We start from the raw sequence: 21127 nt of genomic DNA on the forward strand, positions 1-21127 counted from the left end.
CCACCCGAGCGGTGGCGTGCTCACGAGGGCATCGTGTCGCGGCCGCGCCAGTCCTGTGTGTCTTGACGCGGAGCGTTCACTCGTACCGAGCCATCCTCGGGAGAGCGGGAGAGCATGCGGACCTCCTCGGCCTGTACGTGCTCCAGCAGCTCGAGCGAGTGCGTGGCGATGAGGATCTGGACAGGTGGCCGCTCCGATGAGCCCCGGGAGAGCTGCCGGAGCAGTCCCACCAGGTCTCCCAGGGTGCGCGGAGGCAGCCCCCGCTCCGGCTCGTCGAGCGTCAGCACATCTGGCATGGGCACCTGACACGGCAGCACCAGCAGGGCCAGCAGCAGGAGCACGCTGTCGGCCACCTGCCATGGGGTGAACCACAGGTTCGGCTGCCACCGGTCCCGGAACCGCAGCTGCTGGGAGCGGGGGCCCGTCGGCTGGAGGCCTACGTCGCTGATATGCGGCACCCACCGGCACAGCTGGCTCACCACCGCCTCCCGCTGCGGCGGCAGGAGCGAGGCGAACACGCTGGCGAGGTTGTCTCCGTTGGGGCTCAGCGCCGTGGCCCGGGCCAGGGGAGCATCCGAGCGCAGCGCACCCAACTCCAGCGCCAGCCCTTGAACCGCGAACCCCTGCATGGCCCACGAGTCCAACCCTACGATCGGAAACACCCGCCTCTGGTGTTGCCCATCCGAGAAGGTGAACTCCATGGCGATCGGCTTCGTCACATCCAGGCGCCAATGGTCCGAGTGCTCGCAGGAGATGCGGTACTGCATCCCCTCCAGGATGGACGTCTTTCCCGATCCACTGGGCCCCACCAGCACCGTCAACGGAGCGAGCTTCAGCTCCACATCCCGGAGGCACCGGAAGTTTTCGAAACGGACCGAGCGAATCATGAGGACCTCTGTGGCTGTCGGACGAAGAACACGCGCTCTCAGGAACTCATTACAACAAGGTATGATATTTTACTTGGGGCTGGAATTCTCAGCCAGTGCGAGTGGGTGGGTTCAAAATGACCCGGAAGGGGACTTGGGAAGCATCCACTTCTCGACACTCTGGGGCCCTCCGGCGTTCAATACAGCTGTCATCCTCCCACAAGCTTGAATGAGGGAAGGCGTCTTGGATCAGGAGTTCATTCGAGTGGGCACAATCTTCGCCGGCCGCTACGAGATTCTTGAGAAGCTCGGAGAGGGAGGGTTCGGGCAGGTCTTCAAAGCCCGGCAGCTCGCGACCCTGCAGGTAGTGGCCATCAAGGTCCTGCGAGAGGTGCACTCCAACAACGCCTCGCACGTGGCGCGCTTCCAGCGGGAGATGCAGCTGTGCGCGCAGCTGTACCACCCCCACATCGTCCGGCTGATCGACTCGGGGAGCACGGAGACGGGGCTGCTCTTCAGCGTCTTCGAGTACGTGCCGGGGCAGACGCTGACGCAGGTGCTGGCCAGCGAGAAAGCGCTTTCAGCGTGGGAGACCACGCAGCTCATGCTGCAGGTGTTGGATGCGCTGGAGTGCGCGCACAGGGCGAAGGTGGTCCATCGCGATCTCAAGCCCCAGAACATCATGGTCTCCCACACGGGCGTGCGGCGGAACGCGCTGGTGCTGGACTTCGGCCTGGGCACGCTGCCGGCCGAGAGCAGCGAAGACCTGGCGAAGATTACCCAGACCCAGGAGGTGCTCGGCACGCCCACCTACGCCTCGCCGGAGCAGCTCCGGGGCGAGCAGGTGTCGCCGCGCTCGGACCTGTACTCCTGGGGGCTCATCTTCCTGGAGTGTCTCACCGGGCACCGGGCGGTGGACGGGCCCACGCTGCAGGCCATCATCTTCAAGCAGCTCGGGCCCGAGGCCATTGCCATCCCCGCGTGGCTGGAGCACCACCGGCTCGGGCGGCTGCTGCGGAAGGTGACGGCCAAGAATCACGAGCTGAGGGACATCTCCGCGCTCCAGTTGATGCGGGAGCTCGAGGCCTGCGCCGCGGAGGGCTGGCCGGTGAGCGGCTCCATGGAGCGGACCCCCACGCCCGCCGTCCTGCCCTCGCTGTCCTCGTTCTCCTCCGCGGGCGAGGGGGAGCGCCGCCAGCTCACCGCGGTCTGTTGCAGCCTCCGGCTTTCCCAGGAGGAGGGCGCGGCCCTGGACGAGGAGGACCTCGACAAGCTGCTGAGGCCGCTGCATGCCACCTGCGCCGAGCTGGCCCGCAGCTATGAGGGGTACGTGGGCGGCGTGCTGGGCGAGTCGATGCTGTTCTACTTCGGCTATCCCCAGGCGCAGGAGGACGACGCGCGGCGCGCGGCCCGTACGGCGCTGGAGATGGGCGTGCGGATGCAGCAGCGGGCCGAGGAGCTGGCTCGCGAGAAGAAGGGACGCCTGGAGTTCCGCGCGGGCATCCACACGGGACTGGTGGTCATCCAGGAGGGCCAGGGCGGGGCGGGCCTGCCCGCGCTGATGGGCTCCACGCCCAACGCGGCGGTGCGGCTGGAAGGGACGGCCCGTCCGGGCACGCTCCTGGTCAGCGAGGCGACGTCGAAGCTGCTGCGCGGCCACTTCGCCTTCGAGCCGGTGAAGGACCTCAGCGGCGCCTCCGGGCCGGTGTTCCGGGTGCTGCATGAGTACAAGAAGGGCCACGGCTCGGACGTCGTCCAGGAGGGCCCGCTGTACGGCCGCGCGCAGGAGCTGGAGTTCCTCCAGCAGCGCTGGACCCAGGTGGTGGGGGGCAACGGGCAGAGCATCCTGCTCACGGGCGAGCCGGGCATCGGCAAGTCGCGGCTGGTGCAGGAGCTGATCCGCCAGTCCCGCAGCACGCCTCACACGACGCTCGACTGCCGGTGCATGCCGGAAGGCCGCAACAGCGCCCTCTCTCCGTGGGTGGACATGCTGGAGCGCTGGCTGGGGGTGGGCCCCGGCTGGACGCCCGAGCAGAAGATCTCCGCGCTCGAGGCGCTCCTGTCCCAGCATGGCTTCGTGCTCGCGGAGGCCATGCCGCTGTTCCTCGGGCTGCTGTCCGTGAAGGGCGGCGCGGAGCGCTACCCTCCGCCGGATGTCTCGCCTCAGCGCACCAAGGAGCTGACGCTGGACGCGCTGCTGGGCCTCTTCTTCGAGGTGGCGCAACAGCAGCCGCTGCTGTTGCTGGTGGAGGATCTGCACTGGGCAGACCCCACGACGATGGAGCTGCTCTCGCAGTTGGTGAAGGACCTCTCCGGGGCGCCCATCTGCCTCATCCTCACGGCGCGCCCGGAGTTCACCTCGCAGTGGTCGGCCTCGCACCACCTGCAGCTCACCCGTCTGGACCGCAAGCGCGTGCAGGAGATGGTGAGCGGCCTCACCCAGGACCGGAACCTGCCGCCCGAGGTGATGGAGAAGCTGCTGGACCGGACGGACGGCGTGCCGCTCTTCGTGGAGGAGCTGACCCGCATCATCGTGGAGTCCATGCCGGTGAAGGGTGAGACGCCCTCGCGCTCGTTCACGTTCTCCAAGATTGTCATCCCCACCACGCTGCGCGACTCGCTGATGGCGCGCCTGGACCGGCTGGGGCCCGCCAAGGAGCTGGCGCAGCTGGCCTCGGCGCTGGGGCGCGAGTTCAGCTACGAGGTGCTCAAGTCCGTCTCCGAGCGCGAGGAGCCCGTGCTGCAGCACGAGCTGAAGACGCTGTCGGACGCGGACCTGGTGCACCGCCGGCGCACGGCGCGCAACCCCATCTACGTCTTCAAGCACGCCCTCATCCGGGATACGGCCTACGAGTCCATGCTCAAGCCCCTGCGCCGGCAGGTGCATGCCCGCATCGCCTCCACGCTGGAGGCCCACTTCCCGGAGCTGGTGGAGACGCGGCCGGACCTGCTCGCCATGCACCACAGCGAGGCGGGCCAGAAGCGCAAGGCCATTGGCTATGCGCAGAAGGCCGGCCTGGGGGCGCTGATGCGCTCGGCCAACCAGGAGGCCATTGCCTACATCACCGAGGCCAAGGGCTGGCTGGATGTCGCGGAGGATCCCAAGGAGCAGGCGCAGCTGGAGCTGGGGCTCAACGAGGTGCTCACTCCGGCCCTCATGGCCACCCGGGGCTGGTCCGACGCGCAGATCGGCCAGGTGGTGGAGCGCTCCCAGCATCTCATCGACTTGCTGGGAGACAGCCCGAAGATCATCCCCACGCTGTGGGGGCTGCTGATCTTCTACATCAGCCGCAACGAGCGAGACCGGGCCCGGGTCCTCGTGGAGCGCCTGGTGGGCATGGCCAAGCACTCTGGCAACCTCGACCTGGAGCTCATGGCCGAGGCCGCGCACGGCAACAACGCCATCGAAGAGGCCCACTTCCAGGAGGCGCAACAGGCCTTCGAGCGGGCGCTCAGCCTGTACAAACCCGCCGAGCACCCCAAGCTGGCCATCCTGTACGGGCAGGATGGCCGCTCCATGTCCGCGGGCTTCTTGAGCGTCTTGAAGTTCCTCACCGGCTACCCGGACCAGGCCGAGAAGCTGAGCACGGAGGCCATGGCCTGGGCCATGGAGACGAAGCACACCAGCTCCATCGGGCTGACGTACCTCTACCGGATGAACATGCTGCATTTGAGGGGAGACCGGGAGGCTGTGCTCGCCGTGGCCCGCGCGGGCGAGGAGCTGCTGCAGCGGCACGGCCTGCCCTTGCACGGGGCGTTCTGCACCCTCTACAAGAACTGGGCGGAGCGGAAGGCGGAGCCCATGCGCCAGATCCTCGACATGATGGCAGCCGGAGGCCTGGAGATAGGCAAGACCCACTACCACTCCCTGCTGGCGGACGTGGAGTTCGAGATGGGGCAGGTGGACGCCGCGCTCGCCCGCTACGACGAGCTGGTGGCCTATGGCCGCAAGGTCAAAGAGGGCTACATGCTCCCGAGCCTGCTGCGCGCCAAGGGCCTCTGCCTGCGAGCCAAGGGTGAGCGCGAAGCCGCGGAGGCCAGCGTGCGGCAGGCCATAGGCGTCGCCCGGGAGCAGGGCGCGAAGATGATGGAGCTGAGGGCCTCTGTGACGCTCGCGGAGATGCAGCGGGACCGGGGGCAGCGGGCCGAGGCGTACGAGCTGCTGGCACCTCAGCCCCCGCGCTTCACCGAGGGGCTTGATACCCCTGACCTGGTTCGAGCGCGGGCGCTGCTGGCGGAGCTGAAGGGCTGAGCCGAGACGGGCTCAGCCCTCGATTCCATAGAACCGGGCGGGGTTGTCCCAGAGGAGCTTGCGCATCGTCTCCTCGGGCAGCACCGAGCGCAGCTCCATCACGTGGTCCACGATGTCCTCCCCGTGGTCCGTGTGTGGGTAGTCGGTGCCGAACACCAGGTTGTCCGTGCCGATCATCCGGATGAGCTCCTGGAGGCCCGGCTCGCCGGGCTCGATGGCGACGACGCAGTGGCGGCGGAAGTACTCCGAGGGCTTCATGCGGACGTTCTCCGACACCTCGCCCTTCATGTACTCGTAGGTGGAGTCCATGCGCCACAACCAGTAGGGCAGCCACCCGCAGCCGGACTCGAAGAAGCCGATGCGCAGGCGCGGGTGGCGCTCCAGCACGCCACCCTCGAGGAGGGAGGCGAGGGCCAACATGGCCTCCAGCGGGTGCGAGGCGGCGTTGTGGGCGAAGCGGGTGGTGAAGCGCTCCGCGCCCGCTGAGGGCAGCCGCACATTGGAGCCCTCGTGGAGGGCCACACCGATGGAGTGGCGCTCGCAGGCGGCCCAGAAGGGCTCGTAGGCGGGGTGGCCGAGTGTTCGGCCATTCACGGGGTTGGGAGGGACGGCCACGGCCTTCCAGCCAAAGCGGGCCAGGCGCTCCACCTCGCCCGGCAGCACCTCGGGCTCGTGCAGACACAGGGCGCCTACGGCCCGGAGGCGCTGAGGGTTCGCGCTGCAGAAGTCGCGCAGCCACGCATTGTAGGCGCGGGCGAAGGCAGTGGCCCGGGTGGGCTCCATGCCGTCGATGCGCAGAATGAACAGGGCCATGGTGGGGAAGAAGCAGGCGGCATCCATCCCCGTCTGATCCATGGTCCGCAGGTGGTGCGAGGGGCTGACGGTGGACTCATAGGCCACGGTCCGCTGCGCGGCGGCCCAGGCCATCTCCACCTGGGTCCGCTCGGAGAGCCGCTGCCACGCGGGCTGCCCATCGATCATCAACGTGGGAGTGATGGGCAGCATCCCCTTGGGCCCCAGCCGCGCCACACGCTGCTCCAGTGTCTCCTCGGGAGCGATGAGTTGTTCGTAGGGGGCGCCCGCCCGGTACTCGGGGGGCAAATACTCCTTCCACATCTCGATGGGCTCAATGACATGGCGGTCCGAGTCCACCATCCGCAGTCCTTCACGCATGGGAGCACCTATAAGAGGAAGGGAACAGGGTTGAGCTGCGCCTCGGTCAGTGGGCGGGAGAGCCAGCCCATCTTCACGGGGATGTCATAGAGGCGCCCCGGGCCGAAGCGCGGCCAGAAGTGGCGCAGCCCGGGCACGGTCACCTTCGCCACGTGCAGGCCCACGTCCGGCCGGGTCAAGTCCAGTACCAGCGTCTCCAGGCCCACGCGGGCCACGCGGGCCACGCACTCGCGCACGTCGTCCCGGATGTCCGCCAGGGCGGGCTTGGGGAAGTCCGCCATCGTCTTGAGCGGCACCGTCTCGTCCGGGTGGAGATAGGACTCATCCACCATCCCGTACTCGTCCCACGGGGACTTGAAGGTGTCTCGCGGATCAAAGATTTGATTGAACTCGGTGATGGCTCGCTGGAGCGCGATGCGCGCATCCAGGTGGGCCCCGAAGCCGATGCAGTACTGCTGGGTCTTCGTCGAGCGCCCCACGGCGACGAACGTGGGGATGTTCAAGTCATGCGTCAGGTCCAGCGCCCACACCTTCCAGTGGTGGGAGTGGTAGTGCTCGCGCAGGGCCTGGAAGTACGGCTCGTGGAAGCTGTCGAGATCCACTCCGGGCCGGCGCAGGCAGTTGTACCACCAGAGGCAGGACGCATCCCGCTCGGCCAGCTCCAGCAGGCCCTGGAGGATGGCCTCCTCCAGGCAGTTGCCGGCCGCATGGCCATTGGAGTCCTGCGGGCAGAAGTTCTCCTCGCGGGGAATGGGGTAGCGGTTGTAGCAGTACGCGGTGGGCAGGTACTTGCGGCGCTCGTGCGTGAGAGACCAGACGGGCGTCCAGTCCACCTCGAGCCGCTCGTCGAAGGACACGGGGATGTCCCAGTAGTGCCGGTGGAACTTCTTGTTGAGCTCCACGCGGTTCCGGTACTGCGTCTCGCTGAAGTGCAGCACCTCGCGCGGGTGGATGGCGTCCGCGCCCAGCGTCTCCAGGCGCGAGGAGAAGCGGGGCTCGTCTCCCTGGAACAGGGAGCTCCAGCGTTCGATGCCCTCGCCGAGCGCGCTGGCGCGAGACTGGGCGAAGGTGCGGCCCTTGCCCAGGGTGATGGAGTGGAACTCGGTGTAGTGGGGCGTCCGGGCGTGAGCCGGGCTGAAGTACGAGGCGGCGAAGACGGGCCTCAGCGCGTGGCTGCGAGACGCGAGCGGCGCCAGGTTGCTGAGCACGCCGGTGATGGGGCTGATCTGCGGCTGGAGCCGAGCGAAGGTCGTCTCGGGCGTCACGGTGCGAAAGCCATTGTCCTCGGTGAAACCGCGAGGCCGGGGCTCCAGCACGATGGGCCGCTCGGCGCGAGCCTTCAGGATGCCCGCGTCTCCGCAGGCCGCGCACTGTGGGCGCCGCACCACGGGGTGCTCGGTGAGCTGGAAGCGGCTCAGCTCCAGTGCCACGAGTGACTTCTCCAGGGAGCCCTGCTGGCCCTGGGCGATCCAGCGGGCCAGGGCCATGGCGGCCAGCTGCAATCCCGCCTGATGGCTCGAGGGGAGCTCCGCGCGGGGGAGCGCAAGGGGACGCGAGGCTTCGACGCGTCCGCGCAGGTATGACTCCACGGGCCGGTTCCATGCCAGGCGTTGCGAAAGGCACGCCCAGCACGGCCCCTCACCCGGGCGGAACACCGGCCCCATCCACGGCGTGGCACCCGAGGGCTTCACGAGCATCCACGGCTCACGCCGCTCCAGCGCCTGGCGGTTGAACGCCTCCAGCTCCGGTGACAGGTAGTCACGTACGAGGACGACACGAAGCGGTGCGCCTTCGCGAATCGTGAGCCCCGCTCCTTGCAGCGCTTGAATGAGAGGCTGCGGATCCAAGCCCTCCAGCGCGTGCACGGACACGGGCGAGCGGGCCAGCCGCGAGACGGCCTCGGCGGGAGCCACCCCCAACGACTGCCAGAGGGCCGCGGCTTCGCTCGGAATGCCGGGCGTGGCCTCGATGAGATGGCCCTGCTTCTCCAACTGCGCCACCGCGTAGAGCACCTCGGGCGCGGAGACCTCCCTCTCGAGCGCGGAGATGACGTCTTGCACGGAGCGGTGGCCGTCCAGCTTCGCGGCCACGAGCACCTGGACCCGCCCCGACAGCATGAACTGCTCATGCTCTCCCAGGACGAAGGCCCGCTCCCGGTCGAGGGCTTCGAAGCGGAGATGCGCCTTGAACTGCATGACACGATTGAAGGGATCGCTCATGGTCAGTTTTGAACTTTAGCACTGAATAGCGCCTGGGCTCTTGGGGGTCAGCTCAGACCCGCGTGGAGCGGCGGCGAATTTTCAGCTGGCTTTGAATTCGTGAAAGGAATGAAGGCAAGGAATTGCGTCTTTACTCGGGTCGAGTCAAAGCATGACAAGTGAAATGTTAGTTTTTGATGAGACATTGTGTTAATAAAAGGGCGGCCGCCAGCATTACCCCCAGCGGCCGCTTGAAAGAGAGGGACGTCGTGATCACGAGCCACAACATCACCGCAAACTCGACCCAGCAGTTCGGGAAGATCTGGCCGCAGTGCGTCGCACGGGCCTGGCAGGACGTGGAGTTCCGCGAGTCGCTGAAGCGGGATCCCGTGGGGACGCTCCGTGAGGCGTACCAGTTCGCCTTCCCTCAGGGCGTCAAGGTGGAGATCGTCGAAGGCAGCGACGAGCTCCATGCCGCTCCGGCGGACACGCTGCGGATGATCATCCCCCCTCCGCCGTCGATGGACGCGCAGCAGGTGGCGCTCACCGACGTGGAGAAGGGCATGGTGAACGCCCGGCCGTTCAGCCACCACAGCTTCACGACCTGAGCCGCCGTATCCTCCCATGCTCGACGGATAGAGCATGAAAGGGTGTTCTCGAGAGGAGACAGAGCATCGTCGCCGTCTCATGCGCCGCTACGGGTCCCCCTCCCCCCTCCCCCGTAGTTCCTTGGCCGCATGGCCCCTCGAGAAATCTGCCCCCGCTTGCAGGCCACAAGGCAGCCATGATCGTCCGTGAGACGCTGTCTCTTGTGCCAGGGGTGAGCCTGGCATCTTCCACGGAAGGAGGACGCGTCCTGAATGGACGCGTTCAGCTGACGCTGCCGCCCCTCTCCGGCAGCGTGAGTGCCACGATTGAAGCCCTGGCTCAGGGCGAGCACGGACCCGATGAGCTGAGCGAGCTCGCGGGAGGGGGGGGGCTCGCTCAGGTCGCATTCTTCCACAACCTGCTCGAAGCCTTGCGCGCGCACGGCGTGCTGGCTCGAAGTCTCTCCCTGGACGGCGCGCTGATCGCCCGGCTCTCACCGGAGACAGCCCGTGGGGGAGGTGTCTCACCTCGCGCCGAGATGCGTTACCAGCTCTCCCGGTTTGCCTTTAGCCGGGTCGCGGAAGGGGGCTCCCAACTGGAGACGCCCCTGTCGATGTCACGCGTGTGGATGGGGACCTGGCACGGCCCGGCGCTGCTGGGAGTGCTGGCCACGCCGAAGCTCCCGGCCGAGGTGGCCGAGGCGGTGCCCGGAGTTCCTCCAGAGGTGACGGCGGCCTTCCTGGGCATGCTGCTGGAGGCGGGTGCCCTGGTAGAGGTGAACGCCGAGGGCGTTCCTGTCGAGCGGGAGGCGCTGATCACCTGGGAGTTCCACGACCTGCTGTTCTACCAGTGGACCCGATGGCCTCGGCACGCGAAGGGCTATGGCGGGGCCACCTATCGCTTCCGGGGGAAGCTGCCGCAGCCTGAGCCGAAGCCGCGGCCACCCGGGGAGGCTTTGCCGCTGGAGAAGCCGGACATGGCCCGGCTGGAGCGCGGCGATTCCTCGTTTACCTCGGTCCTGGAGCGCCGTCGCACCGTGCGGAACCCAGGGGGAAAGCCCCTCACGCGCGCTCAATTGGGAGAGCTGCTCTACCGGGCCGTGGGCTTGCGCCACGCGGACTTGGACGGCCGAGACCAGAAGGTGGCGCGTGTTTATCCATCCGGTGGCGCAATTTATGAAACCGGTGTGTATACAATTGTCCGCAGTTGTGAGGGATTAGAGCCAGGGCTCTACGCCTACCAAGTCGATGAGCATGCCCTCTACCGAATCCCCGCCCGGACACCGGAGCTGGCGGAGCTGATGCAGATGGCGGCGGACGGGATGGCGCTCCCCGCGCAGCCGCAGGTCGTCATCGTGCTCACCGCGCAGTTTGCCCGCATGGCCTGGAAATACGAGGTCATGGCGTACTCGGCCATGCTCAAGAACGTGGGGGTCATCTTCCAGACGCTGTACCTGGTGGCCACCGCCATGGGGCTGGCGCCTTGCGCCCTGGGCAGCGGCGGCGCGGACCTGTTCGCCCGGGCCTCGGGGTTGGATCCGCTCGTGGAGGGCTCGGTGGGCGAGTTCGCCGTGGGGAGCCGGCCAGACGGAGGGCCTGGCTGATCAGAGGCCGCGCTCGCGCATCACGGCCTCGACGCGCGCCACATCCTCGGGCACGTCCACCGCCACGGTGTTCCACTGAACCTGGCCGCAGCGGATGCGGATGCCGTGCTCCAGCGCTCGGAGCTGCTCCAGCTTCTCGGCTTCCTCCAAGGGCGTGGGCGGCAGGGTGGCCAGCCGCAGCAGCGTGTCGCGCCGGTAGCCGTAGAGGCCAATATGGGCCCAGCGGCGCACGCTGCCTTCATGGCCCGCCTCCCGGATGAAGGGGAGGGCGGCGCGGCTGAAGTAGAGCGCATCCCCATTCATCGCGAGGACCGCCTTCACCACGTTGGGGTTGGGCACTTCGGCGGCCTCCAGGGGCCGGACCAGGGTGCCCATCTCCACCTGCGGGTTCGAGAACAGCCCCGCGAGCAGTTGGAGCGCCTGGGGATCTAGCAGGGGCTCATCACCCTGGACGTTGATCCACGCGTCCACTTCCGGCCGGCTGCGCGCGACCTCGGCCACACGGTCCGTGCCGGTGGCGCAGTGGGGGCTCGTCATGACCGCCCGGCCGCCGAAGCGCTCCACCACCTCGCGGATCCGGTCGTCGTCCGTGGCCACCAGCACGTCGAGGAAGGCCCGGGACTCCTGGCAGCGGCGCCATACGTGCTCCACCATGGGCTTGCCCGCGATGAGGGCAAGCGGCTTGCCCGGGAAGCGGGTGCTGCCATAGCGGGCGGGGATGACGGCGACGACGCGGGGAGGGGCCATGGGGGCCTCCGTCTATCAGATTCAGGACGTCCTATCCCCTCGGAGAAGGGGGGACACTGGCCACTGGGAGGACCGTGCCTAGCTTCCGGATGCCATGAAGAAGGTTCTCCACATCGTCGGCGCGCGCCCCAACTTCATGAAGGCGGCGCCCATCCACAAGGCCATCGCCGGGCGAGGCCAGCTCGCGCAGGTCCTCGTTCACACCGGCCAGCACTATGACGTGAAGATGAGCGACGTCTTCTTCACGGATCTCGGGATGCCCGCCCCAGATGTGTACCTGGGCATCGGCTCCGGGAGCCACGCGGAGCAGACCGCGCGCACCATGATTGAGCTGGAGAAGGTCTTCCTCAAGGAGAAGCCGGACCTGGTCTCCGTGGTGGGAGACGTCAACAGCACCATCGCGGGCGCCCTGGTGGCCTCGAAGATGGGGATTCGTATCGCCCATGTGGAGGCGGGCCTGCGCAGCTTCGACATGCGCATGCCGGAAGAGGTCAACCGCATCGTCACCGACCGGCTGGCGGACCTGCTGCTCACGCCGTCTCCGGATGCGGACGCCAACCTCCTCAAGGAGGGGGTGGACCCGTCGCGCATCCACTTCGTGGGCAACGTGATGATCGACACGCTGCTCACTTCCAAGGCGCGCGCCGAGCAGCTCCCCACGCTGAAGGAGCTGGGGCTCTCGCCTCAGGGCTACGCGGTGTGCACGCTGCACCGGGCCTCCAACGTGGATGACCCGAAGGTGCTGAGCGGGCTGCTGTCCTCGCTCGCGCACATCTCCGCGCGCCTGCCCGTCATCTTCCCGGTGCATCCGCGCACGCGGAAGATGCTGGCGGACCATGGGCTGAGCGGGATGCTGGAGCGCTCGCCCGGGTTGCGGCTCGTGGAGCCCATGGGCTACCTGGAGTTCCTCGCGCTCACGTCGCAGGCGCGGCTCATCCTCACCGACTCGGGCGGCTTGCAGGAGGAGTCCACCGCGCTGGGCGTCCCGTGCCTCACGCTGCGCGAGAACACCGAGCGTCCCATCACCGTGGAGCAGGGCACCAACCTCGTCGTGGGCACCGACCCGGTGCGCATCACCGAGGAGGCCGAGCGTGCCCTCAGTGGCCAGGGCAAGCAGGGTCGCATCCCGGAGAAGTGGGATGGGCGCTCCGCCGAGCGCATCGCCGAGCTGTATGAGCGGGTGCTCGGCGCGGACCCGAGCGAGCTGCGCGTCTCTGCCTGAGTAGCGCGGGGAGTTCGAGGCCCGCTCACCTCACGTGGTGGGTGGGCGCGGGGCGGGTCCCGAGGTGGGCAGCGTGACGATGAAGGTGCTGCCCTTGCCGGGGACGCTCGTCACCTCGATGCGGCCCCCGTGCCGGAGGATGATGTCCCGGCTGATGGACAGCCCCAGCCCCGTGCCCTGGCCTCGGGGCTTGGTGGTGAAGAAGGGGGTGAAGAGCTTGGAGAGTGTCTCCTCCGTCATTCCCTTGCCTGTGTCGGAGATCTCCACCACCGCCTCGGCGTCCTGTTGCCGCGTGCGGATGCGAATCTCCCCGAACGTCTCGATGGCCTGCGAGGCATTGACGAGCAGGTTGGTGAAGACCTGGGCAATCTGGGTGGGGTGACAGGTGATGGGGGGCAGCGGCCCGAAGTCCCGCACCAGCTCGCACTTGTACTTGAGCTCGTTCCACACCATGCGCAGCGTGGACTCCAGCTCCGCGTTCAGGTCCACCGCCTGCGCCGAGCCCGAGTCCTCTCGCGAGAACGAGCGCAGGCTCTGGACGATCTCCGTGATGCGCTTGGTGCCCGTCAGCGACTCCTGGATGACCTCGGGCAGGTCCGAGAGGAGGTTCTCCACGTCCGCCTTCTTCCAGAGCTCGCGCAGGCGTGAGAGCTGCTCCGCGGAGAGGCTCTGCTCCGTGCCGCGGGTGCCCTCCAGGAGCTCGTGCTGGAACTGGAGCAGCGGCAGGAGCCCGGCGATGTACTTCTCAAGCATTCGCAGGTTGCTCGAGACGTAGCTGACCGGGTTGTTGATCTCATGCGCGATGCCCGCCGCGAGCTGGCCCAGCGAGGCCAGCTTCTCGGCGCGGATGAGCTGCCCCTGCCGCTCCTCCATCAGCTTGCGGTCGGTGATGTTGCGCACGATGCAGACAGCCTCGTCCGGGCCGCTGCGGACGACCCGGGCCTCGTAGCGCTGGACGCCCTGGGGCTTCTCCAGCTCGTACTCGTAGACGGCCAGGTTCCCATCGCGGATGACCCGGTTCACGTTCGTGAGCGTCTGCTCGATGAAGGGGCGGGGCATGGGCAGGTTCTGGATCTTCTTGCCCATGAAGGCCTCGGACGGCAGGGCCGTCGGCTCGGGGCTTCCGTCATTCCAGTCGATGAAGGTGCCATCCCCACGGATGCGGAAGAGCAGGTCCGGGATGGCGCGGAACAGGGCGCGCAGGCGCTCCTCGCTGTGCTTGCGCGCGGTGATGTCCACGTCCGCGCCCACCATGCGCAGGGGCAGGCCCTTCTCGTCGCGCGCCACCACCCGGGCCCGGCTGAGGATCCACGCCCAGGTGCCCGCCTTGCTCCGGGCGCGGTAGGCGAACTCACACCATGGCGTGTAGCCCTCCAGGTGCGCGGCGATGAGCTGTTCGACTTCGGGGAGATCCTCCGGGTGGCACAGGCTCTTCCACGTGTCGAAGGTGGGCTCCAGTTCGCCCTGCATGTACCCGAGCAGTTCCAGCCACCGGCGGCTCACGCGCAGCTCGCGCGTCTGCAGGTTCCAGTCCCAGAGTCCCTCCTCCACGGCGGCGAGCACCTGTCTCAGGTGCGACAGCTCCTCCTGCTGCAGGCGGTGCTCGGCTTCCTGGCTCCGGCGCCGCTGCTCGTGGCGTCCCCCCGACAGGAGGAGGGTGCCCAAGGAGAGCATGGGCTGGAGTTCGGAGAGCAGCTCCGCATCCTCACGGGCGGGAGGAGGGGTGAGCCCCACCATCCCCACCAGCTCCTCTCCGTTCTGGAGGGGCAACAGCAGCGGGAAGGAGCCTGGCGGTACCGGCAGGGCGCTGGGCTTCACAAGCCTGCCGGAGGAGCCGCGCTGGGCTGCGGAGAGCACGGCGTCCACGAAGGGCTGAAAGCCCTCGGTGAGGCTGCCGGCGAGGAGCTGGAAGCGCAGGCGGGCGCCAGACTCGGAGACGACCTCCCCGAGGAAACCCGAGGCACTTCCGGTGTGCTCGATCAGCAAGGCCAGAAACGGGTCGAGCAGCCGCCGCGCATCCGCTCCGCGGAGGAGTTCCGCTTGGAGCTCGACCAGCGAGCGCCACACGCCGCTTCTGACGGGGGCCATCTCCCTCGCACTCCTCATGTCTCGCATGCTTTCCACAGGCTCGATCCGCACTCCCCCCGGATTTAGATGATCCCGTGGATGCCATGTGGAACAACAGAGGCTCGCTCCTGTTCTATAAACAGATGTAGGTGTTCAACAGGGACCACTGGCAGTGGGGCAAGTCCTACCCTGCTCGCTTGGGTACGTGGGTGGCATGACCGAGAACGAGGCCCCCGAGGGCTATATCGACATCGAGTACGTCGTGGAGCCCAACTACGCGGGGTGGCGCCTGGAGCGGTATCTCGGGCAGAAGATCCGCCGCCTGCCTCGCGAGCGCATCCTGGGCATCATCCAGCGGGGCCTGCTCTGCGAGGAGCGCCTCAAGCCGTCCTCGCTGGTGTATCCGGGGCTCATCTTCCGCATCCGCCGCCGCGTCAGCGACGAGCCGGAGACGCCCACGGAGCTGCCCTTCCTCTTCCAGGATGACTGGCTGCTGGTGATCGACAAGCCGGCGGGCCTGCCCATCCACCCCAGCGCGCGCTACCAGAACGGCACCCTCGTGACGCTGTTGCGCGAGCGCTTCGGGGAGGACTTCGCGGAGCCCGCGCACCGCCTGGACCGGGAGACGAGCGGCCTGGTTGTCTGTGGGCGCACCACCGAGTCCTGCCGGGTGCTCGGTGGGCTGTTTCTGTCGCGCGACGTCCACAAGGAGTACCTGGCCATCTGCGAGGGACACCCGCCCGAGGACACCTTCGCCGTGGATGCACCCATCGCCGAGGGGACCGAGTTGATCCGCATCGCTGTGCGCATTGATGCCGTGGAGGGCAAGGAGAGCCGCACGCGCTTCGAGGTGCTCCAGCGCTTCACCCGCGACGGCGAGCCCTTTGCGCTGCTGCGCTGCTACCCGGAGACGGGCCGCCAGCATCAGATCCGCATCCACCTGCGCGAGGCGGGCTACCCGCTGGTGGGCGACAAGATGTACGGCCCGGATCCGGGGTACTTCGACCGCTTCAGCAAGCACTGCCTGGAGCCCGAGGCCTGGGTGCGCCTGCGCCTGCCTCGTCACGCGCTGCATGCCGCGCGCATCTCGTTTCCTCACCCGGGAACGGGCCAGCGCGTCACCTTCGACGCGCCGCTGCCCGCGGACCTGGAGGACTTCATCGCCGGCCAGCTCAGGCCGTGAGGTGCTTGCCCGGCACTGTCTCCGGGCCCGTGGCCACGGCCACCTCGGCGGCCACCGCTCCGGACTGCGCCGAGTCCTTGGCGCTCTGGGCGGCGACCTCGGGGCTGACCTGCCCCGCGAGGTACTTTCCGGAGAAGCACGCCGTGCAGAAGGTGTTGCGCTCCGTGTCGCCCACGGCCTTGCCCAGGCCCTCCAGCGAGAGGTAGCCCAGCGTGTCCGCCGTCACGTAGCGGGCGATCTCCTCCGTGGTGTGGTTGGAGGCGATCAGCTCCTGGCGGCTCGGCGTGTCGATGCCGTAGTAGCAGGGCCAGCTCGTCGGCGGAGACGAGATGCGCAGGTGCACCTCCACCGCGCCCGCGGCCTTCAGCATCTTCACGATCTTCCGGCTCGTGGTGCCGCGCACGATGGAGTCGTCCACCACCACCACGCGCTTGCCCTTGAGCACCTGCCGCACCGCCGACAGCTTCAGCTTCACGCCGAAGTGGCGGATGGACTGCTGCGGCTCGATGAATGTGCGCCCTACGTAGTGGCTGCGGATGAGCCCCACGTCATAGGGAATCCCGCTCGCCTGCGAGAAGCCAATCGCCGCCGGCACGCCCGAGTCCGGCACCGCAATCACCAGATCCGCTCCCGGCGCGGGCTGCTCGCGCGCCAGTTGGCGGCCCAGCTCCTTGCGCGTCTCGTACACGCTGGTGCCGAACAGCACCGAGTCCGGCTTGGCGAAGTACACGTGCTCGAAGATGCAGCGCCCCAGCCGCGTGGGCGCGAAGGGCTGGCTGGTGCGCAGGCCCTTCTCGTCGATGACGACCATCTCGCCCGGCTCGAGCTCGCGGATGTACTCCGCCTCGATGAGATCCAACGCCGTCGTCTCGCTGGCCAGCACGTACGCGTTGCGCAGCCGCCCCAGCACCAGCGGCCGGAAGCCGTAAGGGTCTCTCACGGCCACCAGCTGGTTCTGCGTGAGGAAGAGCAGGCTGTAGGCGCCCTTCACCTTGCTCAGCGCCTCCACCACCTTGTTCTCGAACGTGGGCTGCTTCGAGCGGGCGATGAAGTGGATGATGACCTCGGTGTCCGAGTCCGACTGGAAGATGGCCCCGTCCGCCTCGAGCGCCTTGCGCAGCTCCGGGGCGTTCACCAAGTTGCCATTGTGCGCGATGGCCAGCTGCCCGCCCGCGTACTCCACCGAGAGCGGCTGCGCGTTCTTCAGCTGGCTGACGCCCGCTGTGGAGTAGCGCACGTGGCCAATCGACGCCTCGCCTGGCAGCTTCTCCAGCACGGGAGCGGTGAAGATGTCCGCCACCAGCCCCATGGAGCGGTGCGAGCGCAGGTGCTCCCCGTCCGAGGCGACGATGCCCGCAGACTCCTGCCCGCGGTGCTGCAGCGCGTGCAGCCCCAGGTACGCCAGGTTGGAAGCCTCAGGGTGACCGGTGATTCCAAAGATGCCGCACATGGTGGCGCCTTATCCCCTTTTCAAGCGCTGAGAGAAACAGGAACCGCTGCTTCGTTGCTTGGTATTCCACCCACCGCCAGAGTCGGCCGGTGTGGGCAGCGGCTCGGCCTCTCGGAGCAGGCGGGCAGGCCTGAGTTCACCCGTTGATTCCGTGACAGCGAATCACCGAGTCCCGGCATGAAACAGCTAGGCTGGCTCTCTTATGGCGACCCGACGCCGGTATTTGCGCTCGCTGCTCCCTTTCGCGCTCCTGACGGCGGGCGCGGCGTATTCCCTCGCCTCGTGGAACTGGTGTGGGCGCTGGGAGGAGAGCGCCCCGGTGCTCCGAGGTCAGGTTCGTGCCGAGGGGCCGCTCCGGGCAGGCGCCGCGAAGGTGCCGCTTCAGCCTTCGTTCCCTGTGGTTGTCGCGGGCTACCCGCCGCCGCGCCCCGAGGCCTCCAAGGCGGACCCCTCGCCCCACGCCCGCGCTGTCGTTCTCCAGGTGGGGGAGGCGCGCGTGGGCCTTGTCTCCCTGGAGCTGCTCTCGGTGACGGGGCCCATGGTGGCGCAGATCCGCGAGCGGGCCTCGGACCTGGGGCTGCGTGGCGTGCTCGTGTTCGCCACGCACACGCACTCTTCCTTTGGCGGGTATGACTCGCGGGTGGTGGCGCAGCTCGTGGGCACCGGGCGCTACCGCCCCGCCACTTTGGACACCGCCGTCGCCGCCGCCAGCGACGCGCTCCATCAGGCCGCCGCCGCGCTCGCCGAGGTGACGCTGGAGGTGGGCCACGCCACCGAGGCGGGCTTCGTCTCCTCCCGCTCGGGAGGAGAGACGCCGGATGGCGCGCTCACCCGCGTGGTGCTCCGAGGCGCCTCCAACCCTGTCGCCGAGCTGCTCCTCCTCGCCGCGCACCCCACGCTCGTGCCTCGGCGCCGCGAGTTCGTGGATCCGGACTACCCGGGGCGCCTGAGTGAGCTGCGCGAGGCCCAGGGCGGCGTGGCGCTCGTGCTGCAGGGCGCGGTGGGCAATGCCTCCGTCGCCTTCAATGAAGGGCAGGGCGTGGAGCGCGCCGCCGCTTTCGCGCAGGCCCTGTCCGGGCTGGTGGAGCGTGCCTCGCCCACGGCCGCGGCGAGTCCCACCCGGCTGGCGTTGGCCCGCGCCGAGGTGGCGATGCCCCGGCCTGATGCCTCGCGGCTGGTGCCCTCGCTCACCCGTGCGGCGGGGGACAACTTCCTGTGCCAGTCCGCCTCGCGCGTGGCCGAGGTGAGCGCGCTCGCGCTCGGGCCGCTGGAGCTGATCACCCTCCCGGGCGAGCCCACCACTGGCGCGGGGCGCGTGCTGACCGCGAGCACCGGCGCGACGGGAGTGCTCGGCCTCTCGGGCGACTACCTCGGCTACATCGAGACGCCCGAGCTCGTGGCTCAGTCCTCGGGCGAGTCCATGCGGCAGTACTACGGCCCCACGCTGCTCTCGCGCTTGCAGGCCGCGGCCCAGCTGGCCGCCGAGGCCGCGGGGTTTACCCCTGAACAGTGAGCCGCACCGCCCAAAGACCCGGCCGGTAAAAGATCAGCGCCACCGTAAGGCGCGAGCACAGTGTCGGTGCGCTGTTGGCTCGCGGCGCCTGTTTCATACCTGTTCGGGGACCCCTCGAAGTGTTGCAATAACGATGAAGCAACAGGGGGAGCCGTTCCGCAGTACTCAGGCAGCCTTGGGGGGCAGCCATGCAGCTCAGGGTCTCAGCGCATTCCGGCTTCGAGGTAACGGGGAGAGGAATCCCCGCCGCCCTCGAAGCCTTCGGGGAGTTCACCGTCCTGGCCGGACAGATGTTGATGGCCAATGGCGTGGGCCGGCCCGACCGAAGCGGGTTCATCCAGCTGGACACCGAGGGTTGGTATCCGCTCGAGGGCTATCTCCGGACGTATCAGCAAATCGAAGAGCAGCTGGGGCCGCAGATGCTCCGGAAGATGGGCACGGCCAAGGCGAACCACGCCGCGTTTCCGCCCAACATGGTGGACATCACCACGGCGATGCAGTCACTGGACGTGGGCTACCACATGAACCACCGGCAGCACGGGCGGCCCATGTTCGATCCCCTCTCAGGCGTCATGCTGGAGGGGATCGGCCACTATCACTGTCAGCTCACCCTGGGGCAGCGGCGCATCCTCATGCGCTGTGACAATCCGTACCCCTGCAAGTTCGACGAGGGGCTCATCGAAGCCCTGGCTCGGCGCTTCTCGCCCGGCGCCCTGCTGGAGCATGAGGCGGGCTCCTGCCGGCGCAAGGGCGACCCGGTCTGCGTCTACTCTCTCACCTGGTAGGGCTCTTCCGGCGGGGGGCGGACTTGCGAGCGCCGGACTTGCGAGCCGCCGGCCTGCGCGCGGCGGGTTTGGGCTCGCGCGGGCTCTGGGTGGAGTGGCCAGTGATATCGTCGAAGGCCGAGTCCTTCTTGCGCGCCTTGAAGAGCAGCGCGGTGCGGCCCAGGAGCTGAGCGAGCTCGGAGCTGGTGCCCTCGGCCAGGCGGTCGGCGGCCTCGTGGCGCGTCTCCGGGCCCTCGTTGATCTTCACCTTGATGAGCTCGTGATCCTTCAGCGCCTGCTCCACGGCACTGAGGAGCCCCTCGGTCACTCCGGACTGGCCGACGATGACGACAGGCTCCAGGTGGTGGCCCTTCGCGCGCAGGGCCCGGCGCTGCTTTCCGTTCAGCGGCACAACTCCTCCTATAAATGACGGCGGCGCACCCTACTTCTTCTGGGTGGCGATGCGGATCTCCCGCTGCGCGTCGATGTGATCTGGCTGAAGCTCCACGGTCCGCTTGAAGTGCTTCTGTGCGCCCGTGTTGTCACCCAGCGTCTTGGCGATGACCCCCAGGAAGTAGTGGGCCTGCACGCAGCGCTCGTTCTTCTTGATGGCGGCCATGAGGTCCCGGAAGGCCTCGGCCTGGAACGCCTTCTTGTCCGGAGCCGCGCAGAAGCGGGCATAGGCGCGCCAGGCGTGGAACTCGGCCTCCTCCGCGTTGAGCTTGATGGCCTCGTCGAAGATCGTCACGGCCTCGGCGTACTTGCGGGCCTTCATGAAGACGGTGCCCCGCTTGAAGCGCTCCTCCGCCTGGAGGATGGCCACCACGTCCACCTCCTCCTTGCCCGTGTCGCCCGACTTGACCTGCTCCAGGTAGTTCTGACGGCTCTTGTCGTCCGTGAGCGTCCGGTAGGCGTCGCCGATGTAGCCGAAGATCTCCGCCTTGAGCTTCTCCAACTCGGGAGGTGCGCCCGGCGGCAGCGTGTCCGGGTGGTACAGCTTGGCCAGCTTGAAGTAGGCCACCTTCACCGCGCCGGCATCCGCCTGCTGCGAGAGGCCGAGCCGCTCGAAGAGGTTCTGGCCCTTCAGCGTTGCGGCGGTCTGCCGGAGCGCGGGGAGCTCTTCCGCTCCGGGGCCCGTCGCGGCACCCGGGGCTGCGGCCGCGGCGGGAGCGCTGGGAGCGGGCACCGAGGGCTTGGTCACCGGGGCATTCGGAGCCACTGTGGCTGGAGCGGCGGGGGCTGGAGCGGCGGGTTTGCTGGGAGCCGCAGCGGCGGGAGCAGGAGCGGGTGCAGCGGGAGCCGGCCGGGGCGCAGCGGCGGGAGCAGGAGCGGGTGCAGCGGGAGCCGGCCGGGGCGCAGCAGCGGCGGCGGGAGCGGGAGCGGCGGGAGCGGGTGCAGCGGGAGCAGGCGGCCGGAGCGCAGCGGCGGCGGGAGCGGCGGGAGCGGGTGCAGCGGGAGCCGGCCTGGGCGCGGCGGCAGTGGGTGCGGCTGCTGGTGCAGC

The 21127-nt window shown here is 68.4% G+C and carries 16 protein-coding genes; 8 read left to right on the forward strand and 8 right to left on the reverse strand.

Annotation, left to right across the window (positions count from 1 at the left end; all coding sequences use genetic code 11):
- Window positions 1–20: 20 nt before the first annotated feature.
- Window positions 21–887, reverse strand: coding sequence for an AAA family ATPase (locus DB31_RS06550; protein ID WP_044183742.1), 867 nt, complete (start codon window positions 885–887; stop codon window positions 21–23).
- A gap of 244 nt (window positions 888–1131) precedes the next feature.
- On the opposite strand from DB31_RS06550, the gene DB31_RS06555 reads away from it, so the two are divergent.
- Complete coding sequence (locus DB31_RS06555; RefSeq protein ID WP_240486557.1) at window positions 1132–5118, forward strand: TOMM system kinase/cyclase fusion protein; 3987 nt, start codon at window positions 1132–1134, stop codon at window positions 5116–5118.
- Window positions 5119–5130: 12 nt separating this feature from the next.
- On the opposite strand, the gene DB31_RS06560 is transcribed toward DB31_RS06555, so the two are convergent.
- Both DB31_RS06560 and DB31_RS06565 read right to left on the reverse strand, forming a co-directional pair.
- Window positions 5131–6291 carry an amidohydrolase family protein gene (locus DB31_RS06560; RefSeq protein ID WP_044183748.1) on the reverse strand — a complete coding sequence of 387 codons (1161 nt, stop codon included), beginning with the start codon at window positions 6289–6291 and terminating at the stop codon, window positions 5131–5133.
- Window positions 6292–6299: 8 nt separating this feature from the next.
- Window positions 6300–8510, reverse strand: coding sequence for a TOMM precursor leader peptide-binding protein (locus DB31_RS06565; RefSeq protein ID WP_044183750.1), 2211 nt, complete (start codon window positions 8508–8510; stop codon window positions 6300–6302).
- Window positions 8511–8758: 248 nt separating this feature from the next.
- Between DB31_RS06565 and DB31_RS06570 the strand changes: the two genes are divergently transcribed.
- Complete coding sequence (locus tag DB31_RS06570; protein ID WP_044183752.1) at window positions 8759–9097, forward strand: hypothetical protein; 339 nt, start codon at window positions 8759–8761, stop codon at window positions 9095–9097.
- Window positions 9098–9273: 176 nt separating this feature from the next.
- Window positions 9274–10680: a SagB family peptide dehydrogenase gene (locus tag DB31_RS06575; RefSeq protein WP_052419764.1), complete on the forward strand. Its 1407-nt coding sequence runs from the start codon at window positions 9274–9276 to the stop codon at window positions 10678–10680.
- Here the strand turns inward: DB31_RS06575 and kdsB are convergent, their stop codons facing one another.
- Window positions 10681–11427 carry a 3-deoxy-manno-octulosonate cytidylyltransferase gene (gene kdsB, locus DB31_RS06580; RefSeq protein ID WP_044183755.1) on the reverse strand — a complete coding sequence of 249 codons (747 nt, stop codon included), beginning with the start codon at window positions 11425–11427 and terminating at the stop codon, window positions 10681–10683.
- A 94-nt stretch (window positions 11428–11521) separates the two neighbouring features.
- Between kdsB and wecB the strand changes: the two genes are divergently transcribed.
- Complete coding sequence (gene wecB, locus DB31_RS06585) at window positions 11522–12649, forward strand: non-hydrolyzing UDP-N-acetylglucosamine 2-epimerase (protein ID WP_044183758.1); 1128 nt, start codon at window positions 11522–11524, stop codon at window positions 12647–12649.
- 30 nt (window positions 12650–12679) lie between these two features.
- On the opposite strand, the gene DB31_RS44580 is transcribed toward wecB, so the two are convergent.
- Entirely contained in the window at window positions 12680–14737 is a 2058-nt protein-coding gene (locus DB31_RS44580; RefSeq protein WP_240486558.1) for a PAS domain-containing sensor histidine kinase, read from the reverse strand.
- Between the two features lie 193 nt (window positions 14738–14930).
- On the opposite strand from DB31_RS44580, the gene DB31_RS06595 reads away from it, so the two are divergent.
- Window positions 14931–15899 carry an RluA family pseudouridine synthase gene (locus DB31_RS06595; protein ID WP_044183761.1) on the forward strand — a complete coding sequence of 323 codons (969 nt, stop codon included), beginning with the start codon at window positions 14931–14933 and terminating at the stop codon, window positions 15897–15899.
- On the opposite strand, the gene purF is transcribed toward DB31_RS06595, so the two are convergent.
- Window positions 15889–17349, reverse strand: coding sequence for an amidophosphoribosyltransferase (gene purF / locus DB31_RS06600; protein ID WP_044183764.1), 1461 nt, complete (start codon window positions 17347–17349; stop codon window positions 15889–15891). The genes DB31_RS06595 and purF overlap by 11 nt on opposite strands.
- Before the next feature lie 202 nt (window positions 17350–17551).
- On the opposite strand from purF, the gene DB31_RS06605 reads away from it, so the two are divergent.
- Together DB31_RS06605 and DB31_RS06610 are read left to right on the forward strand one after the other, a co-directional pair.
- A complete protein-coding gene (locus DB31_RS06605) occupies window positions 17552–18862 on the forward strand; it encodes a hypothetical protein (protein ID WP_044183767.1) in 1311 nt (436 codons plus the stop codon).
- A 188-nt stretch (window positions 18863–19050) separates the two neighbouring features.
- Window positions 19051–19647, forward strand: a complete 597-nt coding sequence (locus DB31_RS06610; protein ID WP_044183771.1) for a hypothetical protein — start codon at window positions 19051–19053, stop codon at window positions 19645–19647.
- Here the strand turns inward: DB31_RS06610 and yhbY are convergent.
- Both yhbY and DB31_RS06620 read right to left on the reverse strand, forming a co-directional pair.
- A complete protein-coding gene (yhbY, locus tag DB31_RS06615; protein WP_044183774.1) occupies window positions 19637–20038 on the reverse strand; it encodes a ribosome assembly RNA-binding protein YhbY in 402 nt (133 codons plus the stop codon). The two genes, DB31_RS06610 and yhbY, sit on opposite strands and share 11 nt — an antisense overlap.
- 30 nt (window positions 20039–20068) lie before the next feature.
- A complete protein-coding gene (locus DB31_RS06620; RefSeq protein ID WP_052419766.1) occupies window positions 20069–20827 on the reverse strand; it encodes a DnaJ domain-containing protein in 759 nt (252 codons plus the stop codon).
- 86 nt (window positions 20828–20913) lie between these two features.
- Here DB31_RS06620 and DB31_RS50335 point away from each other — a divergent pair.
- Window positions 20914–21127 (forward strand): hypothetical protein (locus DB31_RS50335; protein WP_240486559.1); only part of this gene is annotated, 214 nt, incomplete at its 3' end.

This window comes from Hyalangium minutum (assembly GCF_000737315.1).
In the GTDB taxonomy this organism is placed as follows: Bacteria; Myxococcota; Myxococcia; order Myxococcales; family Myxococcaceae; genus Hyalangium; species Hyalangium minutum.

Excerpts from the sequence above, each read along its gene's own strand:
- DB31_RS06610 (WP_044183771.1), top strand. The coding sequence starts at position 19,051 with ATGCAGCTCAGGGTCTCAGCGCATTCCGGCTTCGAGGTAACGGGGAGA.
- kdsB (WP_044183755.1), bottom strand. The coding sequence starts at position 11,427 with ATGGCCCCTCCCCGCGTCGTCGCCGTCATCCCCGCCCGCTATGGCAGC.
- DB31_RS06605 (WP_044183767.1), top strand. The coding sequence starts at position 17,552 with ATGGCGACCCGACGCCGGTATTTGCGCTCGCTGCTCCCTTTCGCGCTC.
- purF (WP_044183764.1), bottom strand. The coding sequence starts at position 17,349 with ATGTGCGGCATCTTTGGAATCACCGGTCACCCTGAGGCTTCCAACCTG.
- DB31_RS06560 (WP_044183748.1), bottom strand. The coding sequence starts at position 6,291 with ATGCGTGAAGGACTGCGGATGGTGGACTCGGACCGCCATGTCATTGAG.
- DB31_RS06575 (WP_052419764.1), top strand. The coding sequence starts at position 9,274 with ATGATCGTCCGTGAGACGCTGTCTCTTGTGCCAGGGGTGAGCCTGGCA.
- wecB (WP_044183758.1), top strand. The coding sequence starts at position 11,522 with ATGAAGAAGGTTCTCCACATCGTCGGCGCGCGCCCCAACTTCATGAAG.
- DB31_RS44580 (WP_240486558.1), bottom strand. The coding sequence starts at position 14,737 with ATGGCCCCCGTCAGAAGCGGCGTGTGGCGCTCGCTGGTCGAGCTCCAA.
- DB31_RS06595 (WP_044183761.1), top strand. The coding sequence starts at position 14,931 with ATGACCGAGAACGAGGCCCCCGAGGGCTATATCGACATCGAGTACGTC.
- DB31_RS06550 (WP_044183742.1), bottom strand. The coding sequence starts at position 887 with ATGATTCGCTCGGTCCGTTTCGAAAACTTCCGGTGCCTCCGGGATGTG.
- DB31_RS06565 (WP_044183750.1), bottom strand. The coding sequence starts at position 8,510 with ATGAGCGATCCCTTCAATCGTGTCATGCAGTTCAAGGCGCATCTCCGC.